At 72.5% G+C, this 18,298-nt stretch carries 13 protein-coding genes; all 13 read right to left on the bottom strand.

Annotated features, from left to right (window positions below; genetic code table 11):
* Positions 1-539: 539 nt before the first annotated feature.
* The gene (locus VIM26_RS13965) at positions 540-1,181 is read right to left on the bottom strand and encodes a hypothetical protein (RefSeq protein ID WP_331952181.1); all 642 of its coding nucleotides are present in this window, start codon (positions 1,179-1,181) and stop codon (positions 540-542) included.
* A 1,388-nt stretch (positions 1,182-2,569) separates the two neighbouring features.
* The gene (locus tag VIM26_RS13960) at positions 2,570-3,760 is read right to left on the bottom strand and encodes a DUF4157 domain-containing protein (protein WP_331952179.1); all 1,191 of its coding nucleotides are present in this window, start codon (positions 3,758-3,760) and stop codon (positions 2,570-2,572) included.
* 157 nt (positions 3,761-3,917) lie between these two features.
* On the bottom strand, positions 3,918-6,608 hold the full coding sequence (locus tag VIM26_RS13955) for a DUF6519 domain-containing protein (protein ID WP_331952177.1): 2,691 nt from the start codon (positions 6,606-6,608) through the stop codon (positions 3,918-3,920).
* Entirely contained in the window at positions 6,605-8,692 is a 2,088-nt protein-coding gene (locus VIM26_RS13950) for a hypothetical protein (protein ID WP_331952175.1), read from the bottom strand. Before VIM26_RS13950 ends, VIM26_RS13955 begins: the two co-directional genes overlap by 4 nt.
* Positions 8,689-11,106, bottom strand: a complete 2,418-nt coding sequence (locus VIM26_RS13945) for a hypothetical protein (RefSeq protein WP_331952173.1) — start codon at positions 11,104-11,106, stop codon at positions 8,689-8,691. The genes VIM26_RS13950 and VIM26_RS13945 overlap by 4 nt, the downstream gene beginning before the upstream one ends.
* A complete protein-coding gene (locus VIM26_RS13940) occupies positions 11,103-13,610 on the bottom strand; it encodes a hypothetical protein (RefSeq protein ID WP_331952171.1) in 2,508 nt (835 codons plus the stop codon). The genes VIM26_RS13945 and VIM26_RS13940 overlap by 4 nt, the downstream gene beginning before the upstream one ends.
* Complete coding sequence (locus tag VIM26_RS13935) at positions 13,607-13,987, bottom strand: hypothetical protein (protein ID WP_331952169.1); 381 nt, start codon at positions 13,985-13,987, stop codon at positions 13,607-13,609. The genes VIM26_RS13940 and VIM26_RS13935 overlap by 4 nt, the downstream gene beginning before the upstream one ends.
* Positions 13,984-14,319 carry a hypothetical protein gene (locus VIM26_RS13930; RefSeq protein ID WP_331952167.1) on the bottom strand — a complete coding sequence of 112 codons (336 nt, stop codon included), beginning with the start codon at positions 14,317-14,319 and terminating at the stop codon, positions 13,984-13,986. Before VIM26_RS13930 ends, VIM26_RS13935 begins: the two co-directional genes overlap by 4 nt.
* Positions 14,316-14,849, bottom strand: a complete 534-nt coding sequence (locus VIM26_RS13925; RefSeq protein WP_331952165.1) for a phage baseplate assembly protein V — start codon at positions 14,847-14,849, stop codon at positions 14,316-14,318. The genes VIM26_RS13930 and VIM26_RS13925 overlap by 4 nt, the downstream gene beginning before the upstream one ends.
* A complete protein-coding gene (locus VIM26_RS13920; RefSeq protein WP_331952163.1) occupies positions 14,846-15,955 on the bottom strand; it encodes a hypothetical protein in 1,110 nt (369 codons plus the stop codon). The genes VIM26_RS13925 and VIM26_RS13920 overlap by 4 nt, the downstream gene beginning before the upstream one ends.
* Positions 15,948-16,211, bottom strand: coding sequence for a hypothetical protein (locus VIM26_RS13915; protein WP_331952161.1), 264 nt, complete (start codon positions 16,209-16,211; stop codon positions 15,948-15,950). The genes VIM26_RS13920 and VIM26_RS13915 overlap by 8 nt, the downstream gene beginning before the upstream one ends.
* Positions 16,208-16,828: a hypothetical protein gene (locus VIM26_RS13910; protein WP_331952159.1), complete on the bottom strand. Its 621-nt coding sequence runs from the start codon at positions 16,826-16,828 to the stop codon at positions 16,208-16,210. The genes VIM26_RS13915 and VIM26_RS13910 overlap by 4 nt, the downstream gene beginning before the upstream one ends.
* Before the next feature lie 262 nt (positions 16,829-17,090).
* Positions 17,091-18,298: ATP-binding protein (locus VIM26_RS13905; RefSeq protein WP_331952157.1), on the bottom strand; the 1,208-nt coding region annotated here is incomplete at its 5' end.

The following is an 18,298-nucleotide window of genomic DNA, read 5'->3' as shown; positions in this document are numbered from 1 at the left end:
AGCACCGCAACCGCACCTCAGGAGGGGCCTCAACCGCGGGACGCGGCGAGGCAGACGGAATCGTGTCGGGCAGATCTCATGGCCGTCAGCGGGCAGTTTTCATGTCCGCCACCGGGCAGCTTCGTGGCCGTCTCTGGGCAGTTTGTCGTGTCCGCTGTCACGCGAGTTTGCAAGCAGGAGATCGGGGTTCGGTTCGCCGTGACTTGCTGGTCCGGATGAAAAGCGCTGGGGACGAGGGGGAGGGACCGGCGCTGCCACCATCCCGCACGGCCCCCAGGCCCCAAACTCTTGGTAACCACATGACGAGAACCCGCATGGCGTCCTTGGTGTGATGGGTATCTGAAAGCGCTGTTGTTCACTTCTAGAGATGCTGGGCGACGACCAGCCCCGAGACTCCCACGTTCACGGTGAGCCTCACGGATCGGGGGCGTTGACGTAGGACGCCCGTGACCTGGCGATCCTGGCTGCTGTCTAGACGGTTTTGATGATCGAAGTGAGGCCACGGGCTTGCTCAACCGGCCAAGCCATCCATGCGAGGCCTACGCGGTCAGGAGGCTCTGGATCCGGCTCGAAACCAAACTCGAGTCGCCGGCCCATTCAAGAAGGACGACGACTGCCCCCGGAAGGCCGAGGACCGCTGCGGCACCAGGAGCAACTTCCTTTGAGATGACGACGACACATCCGCCCGCCGCGGTCTTCTCCGCGCGCGCCCTAATGACCCTGGCTGCTTGAACGTCTAGGCGCAAAGTCACCTCCACGAACAGCTTCTGTTCTTTGTGCTCGACTATTGCGTCCCATCGCGTTTCGTCGTCCAACGCCTCAAAGGTCACATTCGCATCAACAGCGCGCGCTGCATTGGTGATAGCGTCGAGCATTTCCCGCTCAAATGTCGCGTGCTGTAGTAGCCGATCTGTCACTGGACTGGAACGCGTGGGAGAGTCAACTATCGGCGACGTGAGCGCAGCGTTCGCCAATTGCGACGAGCTGAGGACGGCCGCGACTTTGTCGACGGCCAAGATATCTTCGTCGTACATATCTATCGACTTGTCACCAAACGTCGCGCGTATGGGAACAACCCCTACCACGGCAAGAAGCATCGCCAGCCCAGCAATGACGATTAACGCAACCGTCGCCGCCCCATCCTTCCCGGTGAAGACTGCGACCTCGGCACCGCCCAGCACAATTAGACCGAGAATGCCCGATACCCAACGCTGTGACGTTGGCAAACGGTGGCTCCGGCGTCGCCCTGTCACTTGTTGCGTTTCGTGCGGCTCCGCAGGCACTCTTAACCGTTCGGGTTCGAAGACCTAGATTGCTTCTCAGTCGCCTCGCGACCTACAGGCGGACAACCAAGGTTGCTGACCTTTCTCCCCCACGCATGCAAATACTCGCCGCGGCTATGACCCGACGCCACCCTCAAATACCTGCGAACATCTGGCGCCAGACGAGGGACCCTGGGAACGGTGATCGTCACCCCTTCCCGATGCATGACATAGGCGTCAGTCGTCAGGCCCAGACATACGTACCCCAAGGTTCGAAGTGTCCGAGCATGTGCTCGACCACCGCCATCAAAATCCCAAGAACGAGCCATGACGCCGCCTTTCAGTCGCGGTCTACCTTCACCCAAACGCAGGGTCAGGGAGCCGCAGTGTAGCGGAGCAGACGCCCTAAGCGGCGGGTAACCTCATCAGCACTGTCTGCCTGGGCAATAAGCCCTAGCCGACTCCGGTCCACAGCGACCCAGGCGCGGCCGCTGCGCCAGACATCGACTTCGGAATCGTCAATGTAGATACGGAGCGGCAGCCCATCTGTCGGCTGTTCTTCGACCTGTCTCATGCCACCTCCCGAGGGACAAAAGTTCGACCGACCCAAGTAGACCGCTTCGCATCATGGTTCCGCTAGATCTGGGCGGCGATTCGTCAGATTGCCCTAATTGCTCACCGCCCCTGCGGGTACCGACCAGCGACAGCGTGCACGAGCAAGCGCCTGACGACCAAGGTCGTGACGTGCCGACAGTGACCACAGTCAGGCAACGATCCCACGACCAACCGAGCGAGAGCTACGGCCCTTGACCCGAGCGGCGCTGTCGTCTGTCATGTCTGCGCCGTGCCATCCTGAGCGGGAGGGGGCGTCCGGATCGCCTCTAGCGACTGGGGGTCCAAGTACTGTTCGCCGATCCAGCCTTGATGAGCTTCATGGCCGTCTCCGGGCAGTTTGTCGTGTCCGCTGTCAGCCTGGAAGGGCACTGAGGACTCGCGGGGGCTAACGATCAGCGAACGATCCCTGACGGGCACTCATGGTCATATAGGGATGCTCCTGACCCTGTCCGCCGTGCGCGCACGCAGGCACAGTTTCCATTCCCAAGCTGACAGTGCGGCTTCAATTCCCGCCACCCGCTCCAAACGCGAAAAAGCGTTATGCGGATGTGTCGTTGGCGTGCTCTGCCGAATTGACCTCTATGTGATCAAGGCGCGCCTTCGGCGCGCGGCGCTGCCGTGATATTCAAGGAATGCGAGGTGAATGTGCGCTCGGCAGGCGCCTCGGTGTCGACAGGAGGGGAGGCCTCGGGTCACGGCACGCCGACTCCGGCGGCTGCGCCGGCGGCTGCGCGTTCACGCTCGAGTAAGGCCAGGTACTCCTCGGCCGTGATGACCTCGTGGGTGCCGTGCAGGACGACCTCCCACGTGATGGCCAGAATGCCGGACGTGGCGTTGGTTCGGCCCGCAGTCTCCTTCTCGCGGATGATGTCGCCACGGCTGTTGCGGAACCGGCGACCCTGGATATCCACTGCCCGGATCGTCGGGTCGGCGAAGAAGTCCCGCAGCAGCGCCAGTTCGGCCTGCAGCCCGGAAAGGTGGGCGGACTCGAACTCCGCGTCCGCCCCCGGCGTCGTCACGAGCGCGCCGGGGCCCGTCTCGATGCCGATCCGGTGCTCGTAGTTCGGCGTCGCCTGCCGCTCCCGCAGCTGGTGCACCATCGACGTCGAGAGGCCGAGGTCGCTGCTCGCGAGGAGGTCGTCGATGTCGACGTAGCCGGACTGCCAGGCGTCGACCTCGACGGTCCAGTGGAAGCCGGCCGCCGGGTTGCCGAGCAGGCCGTGCCGGTTGGTGAACCTCATAAGGATGTCGGCGCCGTCGTCGATGAACGCCATCATCTGCTTGTCGAACTCGCTGCACAGATCGACCGGCAGGATCCGCGTGTAGGTCAGCCAGTCGAACCGGCCCTCGTGGGTGAGCGTGAAGACGAGCCCGAGCGAAATGTGGTTGAGCCGGTCCATGAGTTCGGGCACGCGCCCGAACCCGGACTGCTCACCGCGCCCGACGTCACGCATCGACACCCGCGGCTGGGCGGCAGCCGGCGCGGCCGACAGGGCCGGCACGTCGTGCCCCGCGAGCGCGGCACGGGCCGCGGCATCCGCCTGGTGCTCGTATGCAGCGGGGTCGGCGAGCGGTGGCCCGCCGGTGCCGCCGCGCTGCTGGACGACGTGGGCCAGCTCGTGGGCGATGAGCTCGCGGCCCCACCCGGACTCGGGCTGGTAGGCCGTGTCGCCGAAGGCGATGTCGTCGCCGACCGTCACGGCGTCGGCGCCGTTGGCGGTCACCGCGGGTGCGGCGGCCGTCGGCGCGATGCCGATGTCGTCGAAGTCGGCGCCGAAGTGCGCCGCGAACTCGTCCCGCAGACCGCTCGGCAGCCGCTGCTGGTGAGGCGCTGCGATGGGGGCGGGCTCGGCGTGCGCCTGCTGGTCGAAGGAGAGGGTCATCGCCGCCCCCGACATGCAGGAGGCGTCGGACGAGCCGACGCCTGACCTTGCATCAACCAGCCATACGAGGATTCGAACCCCTCAGCCAACAGTCTCCTGCGGCTGCCGCGACCGCGCGGTTGCAGTATGCCTGAAGCCATCATTTTAGGTCTCCTCCTCAGGGAAGACAACGGTCGTGCTGGAAGTCGGCCGGGACGTCGAGGGCCACCGAGCCGTCGGCGTTGAGCACGTCGCTGAGGTAGCGCAGGGACCTGCCCTTGCGGCCTCCCGGCCCGGTTTCGCGGATGACGACGCCGATCCGGAACGGCCCGGTGAGGTCCATCCCGCGGACCTCGACCCAGTTGCCGAGGACGCCCCAGACCCGCACGGCATCGACGGGCGTCCCGTCCTGGCTGCCGGTGCGGGCCAGGCGGGCGTGGTTGTCGGTCATCGTCAGGCTCGCGACGTTGCCGACGTAGTAGGCGTGCCGCTGGCGGGTCCAGAAGAACGGCACGATGAGGCCGACTGTGTTGCCGGCGATCACCGCCTGGCCGACGACGAGGCCGAGCTTGCCGACCGCCTGGAGCCCGACGTGGATACCCTCGATGGCGCCCTGGACGAGGTTGCCGTCGATCCGGACGAGCGGTGCCCGGGAGCCGCCGACGACGATCCCCTGAGCCATCGAGCGCGCATCGCGCACGGCCGCCGCGAGGAAGCTCGCACTCGCCGCGCCGATCGCCGCCTGGTGCGGCTCGGTCGCGCTCGCGGCGACGTAGCGTGCGATCGCGACCCCCGAGGACCGTTCCCTGGCCAGCCGGGTCGACGACGTGTTCTTGGCGAAGTCGCTGATCACCCGCCGGATCTGGCTGGTCCCGCCGATGGACACGTTGACCCCGTTGGCGAGGATGATCGCCCGGGCCCGGCCGGTTGCGACCCCGACGAGACCTCCGGCGGCGGCCGGCCCGGCAGGCGCCGGCGCCGGGGCAGGTGCCGGCGCCGGACCGGGAGCAGGAGCCGGACCCGGAGCAGGAGCCGGGGCCGGCTGGGGCTCGGCGGCCAGGATGTGGCTGGCGACGAACGCACCCAGCTGCCGGGCCACCAGCCGGTTCGGCCGGAACACGGACGCCGCCGCTGCCAGGCTGACCCGGTTGTCACAGATCCGCGTGGAGGCGGCCGAGGCGACGAGGATCCCCACCTGCTGGTCGCCGACCTCGAGCCGGTTGCCGCAGATCTCGACCATGCCGGGGTCGCCGGCGTCGCCGTCGGGCGCAACGTAGATCGCGGACTGGCTCTTCCCGCCGCTGTCGGGCACGTGCACCTCGACGTCGTGCACGCGGATGCCGTCGCCGCCGAGGAAGGACAGGCCGCCCATGAGCCCCGGGTCGCCGGGCGGTGAGGCCACGCCCTTGGGGACGGCCGTCTCGACCCGCAGGTGGGTCACCTCGATGTCGTCGCAGCCGGTGGCGACGAGCGCGGCCTCGCTGTTGGTGGTGGCCAGCACGGTGGCCGGGCCGACGCCGGTGATGACGATCCTCGGCTTCCCGGAGACCTTCAGCGGCAGGGCGAGCGGGAAGCGGCCCGCCGCCAGGCAGAGCTCGCCCCCGGTTGCGGGGAGCAGGTCGAGCTTGGCCTGCAGGTCGTCGCCGGGGAAGGCCGTCACGCTGCACGTGCAGTCGTTCTCCAGCTCGGTGAGCGGCGGGAACGTCGGCCGGCAGTCGGTGAGCACCGCCCCCTTGCCGATGTCGACGACGGCGAGGGAGGCAAAGGCGTGCCGTATGCCGTCCGGCGGGGCGGCCGTGAGTGTCTCGACCGCGTCCGCGGCGATTCCGCGGACCCGAACGCCCCACCAGTCGCCGACCTCGTAGGTGCCGGCGCCGGCGGTGAAGGCGATGCCGGTGTCGTTCCCGGCCAGGGTCAGAGTCACTGGCGCGGCGGCTCCGACGACCTGGCCGTCCCAGCGGCGCAGGCAGGTCCCGGGCGGGTTCCCGGTCAGCGCACTCGCGGCACCGAGGGTGACGAGGTCGCCGCCGGCCTGCGGGGTCACCGTGGCGACGGTGAACAGCGGTCCGTGGTCGACCCGGTCCTCACGGCGCGCCAGGGTGCTCACCTCGACGAGGTCACCGGGCTGGAAGGTCACCGAGCGCGATGGGGCCAGGGCGACAGCGGTGCCCGCGACGGTCGCGGCGACCGCGTCCGAGCCGTTGGCGTACGACCAGCCGAACCGGGCCGTCGCCTCGGTCCCGGCGTCGAGGACCTCGATCCGCAGCAGCCCGTCGGGGAGCTGGGTCCGCGGGTCGTCCGGTGGGGCGCAGGGGTCGGGGTTGACGGGGGCCGCGTTGCGGACGACGTCGAGCAGGCCGGTGCTCAGGGCCGCCGGGAAGGTCGCGCCGCCACAGGTCGGCGTCTCGGCCGGGGCGACCCGGACCCGCCAGCCGACCCGGGTGCGCGTCGTCGTGTCGATGCCGTCGAGGGCCGGGTCGAGCAGCTCGGCCGGGTCCTCGGCCGCCTGGACCTCCTCGGGGAACACGTCGAGGTAGACGACCCACGTGCCCGCGGTCGGGAGCGGCGGGATCTGGGCCTGGTCGGCATACGAGAGGTCCGCCGCGTTGCGCGCGAGGAGGCCGTCGACCCACACGGTCCCGGCGCCCACGCTGAGGACTCCGCCGGCGAGGGACACCTGGAATGCGGTGCTGCCAACGGGCACGCCGGCCGGGCCGATGGTGTCGGCCGCGAGCTGGCGGGCGTCCCGGGCGGGGCCGTCGAGGTCGAGGTTCCAGTCCGTGTCGAGCAGGACCCGGCCCTGTTGCATACGCGCAGACGTCCAGCGGTCCTTGGCCCGCAGCGGGACGCTGGTCATGTCACCGGTCATGTGGAGTCCTCTGGTTCGGCGATGAGGAGGTGGGTGTGCAGGGTCAGGGGGGTCATCTCCGGCAGCCGTTGGGCGAGCCGGAGGGCGAGCGGGCCGCGCCAGGCGTGGTGGTAGGCCCCGATCTCGCCGCCGTCGCTCGCCGCCATGAGCAGCGGGGCGGCGGGGTGCGGGCCGGGGCTCGCGAGCAGTGGCGCGTAGTAGCCCGACCCGTCGAGCCCGACGTCGCCGAACGGCGGGAGCGGGCTGGTGACCGAGCGGTATGCCGGTGGGTGGGCCTGCGGGTCGTCCGCAGGGCCGAGCTGGCAGTACCGGACGCAGCCGGTGGACGTGACGGTCGTCCGCAGGTCGACGGTGAAGAGGCAGTCGGCGACCCAAACCTCGCCCGCGCCGACCGGGCCGACGAAGGTGACGCCGGTGGCGACGAGGTCGGGCGGGAAGCGGCCGGCCGCGGCGACGGCGGAGCGGGTGGGGTCGCCACCGGGATCCCCGCCGCACGGCATCGGCTGGGCTCCACGGCCGTCGATGACGCAGTCGTGCAGCTCGACGGCGTATGCCGCGAGGTCGGCCCGGATCGACCCGAGCAGGCAGCGGGTGGCCGAGACCATCGTCGTCCAGGCGGTCGGGTCGACGCGCACACCCTTGCCGGCCGTGGCGTCCGTCGTCAGCCCGACGAGGTCGACGGCGGCCATGGACGGACCGACGAGGACGTCGCCGGTCACGAAGAACCCGGACAGCTCGACCGATACCGCGGTGAGGTCGAGGTCGAGGTCGCCGACGACGACGGGCGTCATGCCGACCGGCGCGACGACCCGCCACCGGGTGAGGGCGGGTGACCCGGTGATCGTGCCCGGCGCGACGAGCCGGTCGCTCGTCTCCAGCCGGATCTCGACCTGCGGCACGTCGGGTCCGCTCGGGCTCGTCGTCGCCGCGATCGCAGCGGCGACGGCACCCGCCAGATCGGCGACGACGGTCTGACCAGGCGGGTGCGTGCCTAGCGCGGGGTCGACGACGATGACGACGCCGACGTCGTCGCGGGGCTCTGCCATGCTGGCCGCCGGTCCGAGTTGGCCCGGTGTCGCGCGGTAGAACGTGGTCCGGAGCGTGCCGGTCACTGACGAGCCCGGGACGAGGACGCCGCGCGCCGGGTCGACGAGGACCTGGTCCGCCGCCGGGGTGGGCGCTCCGACGGGTGGCAGCCCCGTGAGCCCGATCTTGTTCCAGGGCAAGGGAACTCCGTCGACCGTCACCTCGAGGAGCGCCGGACCGGCCGGTCCCTCGGCGGTCAGCGGGTGCTCGGCGGCGAGCCCCCAGACCGGGCCGTAGCTCACGTCGCCGAGCGCGTCGATGAGGCGCCAGCTGGCGCGGATCGGCAGCTCGGCCGCCCCCCGCGGAGCCCTCGGTGTCGGTGGCACCCCGGGCGGACGCTCGTCCTCGGCGTCGCTCGCAATCTCCAGCGGCCGGGGCGCGAGGTAGAGCGGTGCGGACACCCCGAGCGGGTGGATGGCGAACCGGCCGGAACCGAGCGGGGCCACCTCGACCCCGTCGTAGGTCACGAGCTGCCAGGGGAAGACCTCGGCCGACACCGCAGCCGGGTGGTACGGGCCACCGGGGGTGACCGACCGGCGGGCCGGGTCCAGCCCGGTCCCAACGAGGAGGTTCTCCCCGTGGCGCAAGTCGAGGGACGCGGTCCGCAGCACGGGATGCCGGAGCTGCTGGCACCACAGCGTCGTCCGCCACCCCTCGATGACCCGGGTCGGCCAGCCGGTGACAATCTCGCCGAAGTCCTCGACCGCAGCCGGGGTGCCCTTGCGGCGACGCAACGCCGTGGCATACGCGATCTCCCGCCGCCCGGCGTCCGGGGGCAGGCCGAGGAGAGCGGCGAGGTAGGGCAGTGCCCAGTCGGCGGCGCTGTCGGGGAAGGCGTCGTCGAGGATCGAGTCGACGTCGGCGGCGAGCGCGAACCACTGTTCCTGGAGCGCGGCGAGCAGGGCGAGCGAGGGTGGGGTGTCTTCACCGGGGGGCCAGCCGGCGACGACGGCTGGGGGCAGCATCCGGAGGAACTCGCGGCGTACCTCGGCGGTCATGACGCCGCCACCGAGACCGGGCCGACGCTGAGCAGCTCGTAGCGCTCGGCGGGTGTCCGACCGATGCCGGTCTCGCCGGCAGAAGGAGTCCGTATGCCGGGTGTGACGGCGAGCGACACCACGCCGACGACACCGGTGACCGGCTGGATGACGGCGACGACATCGCTGTCGTCGAGCGGCACGCCCATCTCGCGCGGGGCGGCGGCCAGCGGCCCGGTGCGGTCGGCCAGGGCGGCGGTCACCGCGGCCACGACGGCCACCGACTCCCGCCGGGGGTCGGTCGCGATGGTCGCGGTGACGGGAAGGGCACTCGACACCCCTGCGCACACGCACAGGCCGACGGAGGTGTCCCGGCGCGCGTCGAGGTAGCCGGCCATCGACAGCAGCTCAGCCGCCAGGGGTGCGCGGGCACCGGTGTCGGTCGTCCGCAGGAAGGCGAGGTGGAGCCCGATGCCACCGCAGGAACAACCGGGAGGGCCGGCACCTCGCCAGGCCGCGCTGTGGCTCGTGCCGGGCACGGTGAGAGCGAGGTCGGCGAGGTCACCGAGCGAGACGGCCCGGTCCAGGGCCCGGATCCGAGCGGCCGCCGCGCGGCGCATCCGCAGCTGGTCCTCCTGGTCGGCCGCTCCCGTCGTGGCCCCGACGCCGGCGATCTTGCGAACCCCGCGAACGCTGCCGAGGAGGGTGTCGATGAGCGGCCCGTCGACCTCACCGCTCAGGCCGCCCCCGACCCGCCACAGGGCGGTGACGTCGCCACGCGGCTGGGCGCCGTGCTCGCCGTCGCCGAAGGCGAGGACGAGCGTGCCGTCGGCGGCGATCTTGGTGCTGTAGACCGGCTCGGAGGGACCGCGGCCGTAGAGGGTCGGGACCTCGTCGAACCGGACTCCGGCGACCCGGACGACGAGGCTGTCGGTGACCGTCCCGGCGGCGTCCACGTCGCCGGTGACCGGGCCGGGCACGATGGCCGTCCCGCCGGCCACCGTCAACGGGGCCGTCTTCGTCGTGCCGTGCTGGATGGCGACGAGGTTCGACGTCGCCGGTGCCGTCACCGCGTCCCCGGTGAAGCCCGTGGTGAGCGCGAGAAGCATCCCGCCGACGTCGGTGGCGGTGTCGCTGCCGTCAAGGGAGCAGGTGGCCAGCTCCCACGCAGACGTCGTGAGGACGGCGATCCGCTCCGGCACCTCCTGCGGTCGGGGGTGGACCCGCAGCCGGGTCGCCCCGTGGAGCAGCGGCGTCAGCTCGTAGTGCTGGGCCAGTTTGCGGTCGTCGACGAGGGCGACGTCGATGTCGCTGGTCTGCAGCGCGGGCGGGAGGGCGTCGGTGAGGGTGATGACCCCGACGCGGTGCTTCGTCCCCGGCGCGACCGACCAGTCGAGCGACCCGACCGAAGCGACGGTCGTCACGAGGGCGCCCGAGGCGTTCCAGACGACAATGCCGAGCCCGGGCGTGGCCGCCGAGGCGTCGACGACGAGCAGCTGGCTGGCCTGGATGGCCGCCGCCTCACCGGCATACGTGACATCCGCGGTCGAGGCCGTCGTCCCGCTGACGAAGGACAGCTTCTCGAGGCGGCGCGCGATCTGGAGGTTCGCGCGGACCCGGTAGGCGGCATACGTCGTCCCTGCGGCCGGGCCGAGCAGACCGGACAGGGAACGGTCCATCGTGAAGAGGAAGGCGCCGAGGTCGTCGGCTCGCTTGGTGACGCTGACCGTCCCCACGACCGCGCGGGTGGCCGCGACGCCGAGGTAGTACGCGTAGAACCAGGCCAGCCAGTCCCACCAGTCGGTCGGCTCGGGGATGAAGACGGCCGGCTTCTCGGCGACGAGGAGGAGACGGTCGGAGGGTCGCCAGCCGGGGTCGATGAGCAGTCGCAGCGACGACCCGGGTGGGCTCACCGGTTGCGGGACCGCGGTGACGGTGAGGTCGGCCCAGTCGGCCCTGAGCTGGGTGTCGTCGACCACCTCGAAGGCCTGCGCCGGGCGGGCGGAGGTGCCGGGAGCCTGCACACGGGTCCCGGCGGGGACGAGCGGGCTCGCGCCGGTGTCGGTCGTGCAGCGGATCCAGCCGTGGGCCGCGACCCGCTGGTTGGGCCGGTGCCCGAGGAGGTCGGTCGTCCGCCGGAGGTCGGTCCAGTCCTGGGCCGTCCCGAGGTAGCGCTCGCCCGCCGCGAGCTCGGTGTAGGCCGCGACGGAGTCGGCGACGCGGGCCCACAGCTCGGCGACGAGGACGACGGCCGGGTCACCGGCGACGTCGAGCCGCTCACCGAGCGGGCCGCCGCCGGGCTCGGTGACCTCGGCGAGGGAGGCGAGAACGGCGTCGCGGAAGTCGGTCCGGTCGGCGAGGCGCCGCCGCAGCCGGCTCTGGCCGGGCGCCGGGTCGGGGCGGGGGACGAGGTCGCGCGGCTGGGGCAGGGTCATCGGCCGCCCTCGATGGTGAGCTCGATCCGGCCGCGCTCCGGAGCGGAGGCGTCGTCGTCGCAGACGGCGATCTCGTCGGGGGCCATGAGCAGGACGGTGTCGTTCTGCCCCGGCGGGTCGGACAGCCGGCGAGCCTCGGTGACCCGCACCGCGTCGACGCCGGGGACCGCCGCCACCGCCGCGACGACCGTCGAGGTATAGACGGTCGAGCCGAGGGTGTGTGCCTCGGAGGAGAAGACGGCCCCCGGGTACCCCGGCCGGAGGGCCGCGAGGATCCGAAGCCGCGCGGTGGCCGACTCGGTGGACGGGATGAGGCACACGGTCAGGGCGATGAGCAGACCGATCGGTGTCGCCGGGAGGATGATGACCTCGGTCCCGGCCATCCGGATGGCCTCCATGACCTGCCCCGCCGCCGCATCGACGTCGGGGTCGGCCCGGTCCGTCGTCGTCTCGACGGCGACGACGCCCACCGGCCAGGAGCCGGACCAGTCGCGGTGGGCGGCGGCCCGCTCGACGCCGGGGACCTCGACGGCGAACCCGGGCAGGTCGCTGACGAGGACGGCGCGGCGGGGCACCGCGGCATACGCCTGGGGTGCGTCCCGCCGGACGACGTCAAGGGCCATGGCCTCCTCGCCGCCCGTGCCGGGAGTGATGTTCCGGGCGCTGACCCCGGTGCCGGCGTCGAGCCACAGGATCGGCTGGCCGAGCGGGGTCGTGGTCCGCATCAGGCGGGTCAGCGTGTTGGCGGCGATGGCGCCGGCCGGGCCGGCACCGACCTCGTAGCGCACCGTGACGTGGCTGTCGGCGGGCGGGACGAGCCCGAGGGCGCCGGTCCGGAAGCGCAGCCGCGGCGGGTCGTCGTCGTCCACGTCGACGACGACCGCGAAGCCGTCGGAGGGTGCCCGCAGCAGGCTGGTCACCCGGGTCGCCTCGACCGGAACGCCGCTCGGCAGCCCGATCCGGGTCCGCACCTGCCAGGGCCGGCCCCCGGGCGCGCAGGACAGTCCGGCGGCCGTGGCGCGGGTGAGCCAGTAGTCGCCGACCTCGGTGACGGCGGGGTCCGGGGCGTCGCCGGTGAGTGGGTCGAAGGGAGCGAGGGCGTCGGGTCCGTCGACGGGGAGCCCGTGGTGGGCGGCGACCAGACCTAGCCGGGCGACCCCGACGCGCGGGCTGCCCGCGTCCGGCGCGACGGAGACGGGCACGGCCGCGGTCAGCGCGTCGGCGTCGTCCCAGAACACCCGGACGAGCGGCAGGGTCGGCGCGAGCTGGTCGGTCATCGCGACGACGTGGGTGACGGTGACGACCTGCGCTGGGTGGCTCGCGAGCGGCATCCGGGTCTGGCCACCGCTGCCGTCCTCGGGGGGCCAGTTCTGCCCCCGGGTCGCCCACGTCGCCTGCTCCCCAGGCGGTCCCGGGTCGACGACCTCGAACCCGAGCAGGGCGCCCGGCGGGAGCCAGGTCGCGAGGGGCGTGGCGTCGGACGCCGGGGGCCGGACGAGCACCGCGCTCGTCGCCCCGACGGGGAGGACGGCGTCGACCTCGCCCCAGTCGTGGAGGGCGACCTCACCGTGCGACGCGAACACCGTCTGCGGCGCGTCGATCTCCGCGGTGAAGCAGGCCGCGCCGGTCTCCTTGTCGGGGTCGGCCCCGGCGTCGGTGGCCAGGTCGCCGGGCCGGACGGTGAAGGCGGCATCGGTCGCCGTGAGATCAGGGTGGGCGACCTGCACCTGGACGACGGTCGACGCGCTGATCGCGGGGGGCACGGCGAAGTCGACGAGGCGCGCGTGCCGGGTGACCGAGGCCCGTCGGCGTGCGGTCCCGAGCCAGGCCTCGGTCGCGACCCGGTCCTGGCGGTAGGAGAGCAGGTCGCCGAGGTGCGCCATGAGCTCGAGGAGCGTGATCGTGTGGTCGGCCGGCGAGGGATCGTATGCCGGTTGGAGCGCGCCGAGCCGCTCGACGAGCATCGCCCGGAGGCCGGTGTAGTCGCGGGCCAGGGTGTCGTAGTCCGGTGGGGTGAGCGGCGGAGGCGTCGGCGGGATGTGGATGCAGTCGGGCACCTCGCCGCACTCGGGCCGGAGCCGGACGGGCAGGTAGCGGCGGAGCGGGTCGAGGTCGAGCCCGAGCCCGGCGAGGCCGACCGGGTCGATGCCGAGCCGGTACGGAGCCTGCCCGGGCAGGGCGGCGCCGACCGCCTGGACGGGCAGGTCGAGGTGGGCGGGGACCGGGTTGCCGTCGACGTCGACCCCGGCAGGGACGATCGTTCCGGGGGCGACGACGGTGACCTGCGGGGTGCCCTCGAACGTCCACAGGGCCGGGGCCACGAGGCCGGCCTGCGGGTCGGCATACAGCCAGACCGACACGGTCCGCACGACACCGGACGCCGTGCACCCCGCCGCCCGCAGCCCGATGACCGAGCCGCCGGCGAAGAGGGCCTTGGGACGCAGGACCGGGCTGGCCTCCGGCTCCTCCGGCTGGGTCCAGGCGTCGTATGCCGTCGTCGTCACAGTGCCGCCGCCGGGAGGGTGAGGGTGACGCGGCGGGTCTCGCCTGCCGGCTTGGGCCGGTACACGACCTCCGCCGACAGGGTGGAGTCGGCGACGGTGACGATGACGTCGACGACGTCGAGCCGGTCGCTCAGGGCCGAGGTCAGGCTGCCGCGGGCGCGGGCCCGCACGGTGCCGGCGAGGTCGGTCGACAACGGCTGGAAGAGGGTCGACGCCCCCAGACCTGCACCGAAGCCGGGGCGGTGGAGCCGTTCGTTCGGGCCGGTCAGCAGGACGAGCCGGACCATGTCGTCGAGGTGCTCGAGCGGCATTCGCGTCGCCAGCCGGCGGCTGCCACCGAGCTGCCACGGCTGAACGGGGAAACGGGGCGTCGTCATGTGCCCTGCACCCGCTGCTGGTAGGACGAGAGCTGCGCGGGGCCCTGCGGCGCCGCGGCCGGGTTGAGGCACAGCCCGATGCTGGTGCTCAGCAGGACCGGCGTCTGGGTGACCATGACGCGCGTCGCCGGAGCCAGCCACTGGATCGTGAGGCACGGGCTGGCGACGGTGCCGACGACGAACGGGCAGCCGGCGATGGTGGCCTGGTCGGAGACGAGCAGGACGGGGGCGCTGTCGGCCATCACGCTGGACTGGCTGGGGACGAAGCTCACCGGGGCACCGTGCGGGCAGGTCGCCTGGGTGGCCGAGGTGAGCAGGTAGCCGGGGGTCACTGCACCACCAGCGCGCCGCCGTTGACGTCGACCTTGGGGCCCTGCATGACGATCTTCGCGCCCTGACCGTTGTCGATGCTCACGCCCGAGGAGTCCAGGGTGATGACCGGCCCCTGCGAGCAGGTGATGGTCAGGGCCGTGCCGTCGTCGTCGAGCTCGAGGCGATGTCCACCGGGGGTGAGCAGGATGACGGTGTTCGGACCGGCGCCCTGCACGGCGCCGCCGCCGTTGTAGGTCCCGCCCGACCAGATGGGCGGCGCCGACAGGTCGCCACGGGGCCACTGGACCCAGACCTGGGTCCCGATCGGCGGCACGGCGGCCAGGCCGGCACCGTCACCGGTGTAGGGCAGGGCCGGCAGGCACCATCCCGTGTTGCCGTTGGTGAGCACCTCCGGCACCGAGACCTGGATCCGGCACTTGGAGTCGGGGTCGTTGTTGTCGGTCACCGTGCCGGCGAACAGCCCGTAGTAGCGGGTGTGGTCGTTCGCGCTCGCGCCGATGTCGAGCTCGGAGATCTCCACGGGGCTCACAGCGACACCCCCACGGCAGCACTCAGCGCGCCGGCGAGGCCGCCGGGGCCACCGCCCTCGGCCGGGTTGCCCAGAGCGTTGCGGATGAGGCCGAGGGCCTGGCTGTGCCCGCCCGGGGTGACCGTGTGCCGGACCGACCGGACGAGCCAGAGCCCGTCGAGAGCCTCCCCCAGGCCGGCGACGGTCACCGTGCGTCGGGCGCGGATGAGCGGGGAGTCGGCGGAGGTCAGGGTCGCGTTGAGGGTGGCGCCGAAGGCGCTCCGCTCGGCCATCGCCGTCGCCGTGGACTGGGCGTCGAGGACGCTGACCGATCCGGCCGTGTGGGTCCGGACCAGCGTGACGCCGCCAAGGGAGCGGGTGCCCATCGCGTGCCCCTGCCCGTTGTCGCTCGCGACGTCGACGTCGCTCGTCCCGGGCACGGTCCGCGTCACGTGGACCTCCTGGCCGGCCAGCAGCTGGACCGAGGCGGTCGCGTTCCCCCCGAGCGGCCCATAGCCGAGGGCGATCGTCGCCTGGGCGGCCGCGGTGACGTCGATCTTGCGGAAGACGCCGGTGACGACGCCGTTGATCGACTCGATGTGTAGGTCGAAGCCGTTGCGGCCGGCCAGCCCCTTGAGGAACGCCCAGTCCGTCGCGCTCTGCTGGGGGGAGTACGTGTCGGAGTCCGCACCGCTCGGGGTGCTGTCGACCTGCGAGGCGAGACCGTGCTCGGAGAAGATCGTCTCGGCGATGGCGGCGTCGTTGGTGTCCTGCCAGAGCCGCTGGACGTCCTGTCGGTCCACCTCCACGCTGCGGTCCATCCCCTCGACGGTGATGGTCGACGACCCGCCGGGCGCGATCTGCCAGCTCGCGCTGACGCTGCGAGCCTCCACCTCGACGGTGTCGCTGCCGCGGGTCAGCGTGACGTGGAACGGCGTGGCGGGTGCGACGAGCGGGTCGAGGGAGGACGTCCACGCGCTGCTGTCGCTCGTGACGAGCTGGACGGTGATGCTCACCTTGTCCTGCCCACCGAGGGTCTCCTCGAGGCTGAGCGACTGGACAAGGTCGAGGTCGTGGGCGCCGAGCGGGGCACCGTTGACGGTGATGAAGGTGTGGGTCTCAGGCATTCGGCACCGCCAGGGGGGTCCCGGTGCGTTCGAGGTCCAGGGCGTTGGCGCGTGGGTTGGCGTCGGCGATGAACCACCACTTGGTCGAGTCGCCGAGGGAGGCACCCGCGAGCAGGTCGACGCGGTCACCCTCGCGCACCGGGTAGACGACGTCCGCGGCCGGCTGCACGCTGACCCGCGGCGTCGACATCGGGCGGGTCGTCCCGTCGTCCTGCGGCACCGCGAGCTGGGCCTGCCCGTCGTAGCGGCCGCTCATGTCATCAGCTCCAGGCCCTGGGCGACGCCGACGACGGCGAGGCCGGTCCGGACCGCCTGGTAGGCGGTGGCCATGACGTTGGCCAGGGTCTGGTCGGCGTTGAGGTCGCGGTCGCGCAGCACCGTGACCGACAGGTCGACGGTGGCCTGCACCGGCTGCAGCGCACTGTCGAAGCCGGTCTCGTGGGCGCTGTACGAGTCGATCCGCACCGGCGCGATCCGCTCCGGGCTCCAGGCGAGGATGACGAGCGGCAGCGACGGCGCCGGGACGGGCGCTGCTCCGCCTCCCCCGCCGAGGACCGAGACGACGGCCCCGGCGAGCGCGGCGAGCCCTCCGCCGCCGGGCTCCATCATCCCCTCGATGGCGGCGAGCAGGGGGCCGACGCCGAGGGTTCCGGTGACCGGCTTGTCGAGGGCGTCGAGGGCGTCGAGCTCGAGCTTGAACGTGTACGTCTCGGTCGGCGGGGCACCGACCCGCAGGCCCGACCCGCCGGATGCTCCGGGCGCGACGCGCAGGACCCGGGTCACCTCGGACGGGTTGTACTGGAACGGGACGAGCGTCGGCACCATCCCGGCCACCGGGTCGGAGAACGACAGGAGCATGGCGCGGGCGGTCATCGGCCCTCACCTCCGTGGTTGGTCCCGTCAGGGGTCCGTATGCCGGGTGCCTGCGTTCCGGGTGCCTGCGTTCCGGGCGTTGCTGCCCCTCCGACGGCACCGGGCGCACCGGCATACGAGCCCCGCACCGCCGCCGCAACGGCCGCGGCGACCTGGGCCTCAGGTCCGGGCGGCCACGGGCGTCCCGTGAGGGCCGCCTCGATGGCCGGGCGGAGGAGGCCGGGCTCGGGCTCGACGTCGACGCTAACGCGCAGGTCGTCGCTCATGACCGCACCGTCCTTGCCGTGAGGTGTCGCCCGGTCTTCTCCAACTCGCGGCGGACCGCGGTCTCCAGGTGCGCGGAGGTGACGGCCGACCCGTCGGCCGTCGCGAGCACCGTCGCGGCGAGCGCGGCCGCGCGGATCGCCGCGCCGGAGAGTTCTTCGCGCGCGACCCGGACCGTGTCCGTGTCCGCCCCGAGCAACCGCACGGGGAGGACCCGCCGCCACAGCTCCTCGCGCTCGGCGTGGTCGGGCAGGTCGAAGCGGACGCTGAGCCGGATGCGGCGGGCGAAGGCCTCGTCGAGCGCGGCGGGCCGGTTGCTCGTGAGGACGACGACCCCGGTGTGGAGCTCGATCCGCTGGAGGAGGTGGTCGATCTCGAGGTTGGCGTAGCGGTCCCGCGCGTCGGTCACCTCGCCGCGCTTGCCGAACAGGCCGTCCGCCTCGTCGAAGAGGAGGACGACGCCGGCCGTCGCCGCCTCGTCGAGGACCGTGTCGAGGTTGCGCTGGGTCTCGCCGAGCCATTTGCTGACGACCTTGGCGAGGTCGACGACCCACAGGTCCCGGTCGACGGCGACGGCCAGGGCCTCGGCGGCGGCAGACTTTCCCGTTCCGCTGGGGCCGTGGAAGAGGGCGACGACGGCCCGGCCGCGGACCCCGTCGAGGCCGAGGGTCTCGTGGGCGGCCGCGGACCACTGGGCGTGGGCGACGACCTCGTCGAGCCCGTCGCGGGTGGCGGCCGACAGCACGAGGTCGTCCAAGCGCGTCGCCGTCGGCACCTGACGGGCGAGGCCGCCGGGGTCGTGCCGCGGTTGGCCGCGCAGCGCCGCCGCGACGTCGTCGCCGGTGAGCCGGTCACCGCGGGCCTCGGCGGCGGCCGCGGCCCGCGCCACGACCTCACGGATCCCCTTCTCACCCAAGGGGATCCGGCTCGCGTATGCCGCGAGGTTGGCTCTGCCCACCCGGGCGCCGGCCGTTCGCAGGGCCGAGCGCCACGCGGCCGCGGCCTGCGTGAGGGTCGGGGCCGGGACGTCGACGGTGTGCCAGCCCGGAGGTGCCGACGCGTCGCTGGGCCCGAGGGCGAGGACGCACCCCTCCGGCGGCGTCTCGCCGCCGCCGAGGACGACGGCCGGCAGCTCGCGCCCGAGGCGGAGGAGGAGGTCGGCGAGTCCGGGAGGCCTCGCAGTCGGGGCAACGGGTAGTGCGAGCC

Source organism: Pengzhenrongella sp., assembly GCF_036565025.1.
Taxonomy (GTDB): domain Bacteria; phylum Actinomycetota; class Actinomycetes; order Actinomycetales; family Cellulomonadaceae; genus Pengzhenrongella.
This window is presented reverse-complemented; position numbering and strand designations above follow the sequence as displayed.

Coding starts and splice junctions, on each gene's coding strand:
- VIM26_RS13960 (WP_331952179.1), bottom strand. CDS start 3,760: ATGACCCTCTCCTTCGACCAGCAGGCGCACGCCGAGCCCGCCCCCATC.
- VIM26_RS13915 (WP_331952161.1), bottom strand. CDS start 16,211: ATGAGCGGCCGCTACGACGGGCAGGCCCAGCTCGCGGTGCCGCAGGAC.
- VIM26_RS13910 (WP_331952159.1), bottom strand. CDS start 16,828: ATGACCGCCCGCGCCATGCTCCTGTCGTTCTCCGACCCGGTGGCCGGG.
- VIM26_RS13945 (WP_331952173.1), bottom strand. CDS start 11,106: ATGACCCTGCCCCAGCCGCGCGACCTCGTCCCCCGCCCCGACCCGGCG.
- VIM26_RS13920 (WP_331952163.1), bottom strand. CDS start 15,955: ATGCCTGAGACCCACACCTTCATCACCGTCAACGGTGCCCCGCTCGGC.
- VIM26_RS13950 (WP_331952175.1), bottom strand. CDS start 8,692: ATGACCGCCGAGGTACGCCGCGAGTTCCTCCGGATGCTGCCCCCAGCC.
- VIM26_RS13935 (WP_331952169.1), bottom strand. CDS start 13,987: ATGACGACGCCCCGTTTCCCCGTTCAGCCGTGGCAGCTCGGTGGCAGC.
- VIM26_RS13955 (WP_331952177.1), bottom strand. CDS start 6,608: ATGACCGGTGACATGACCAGCGTCCCGCTGCGGGCCAAGGACCGCTGG.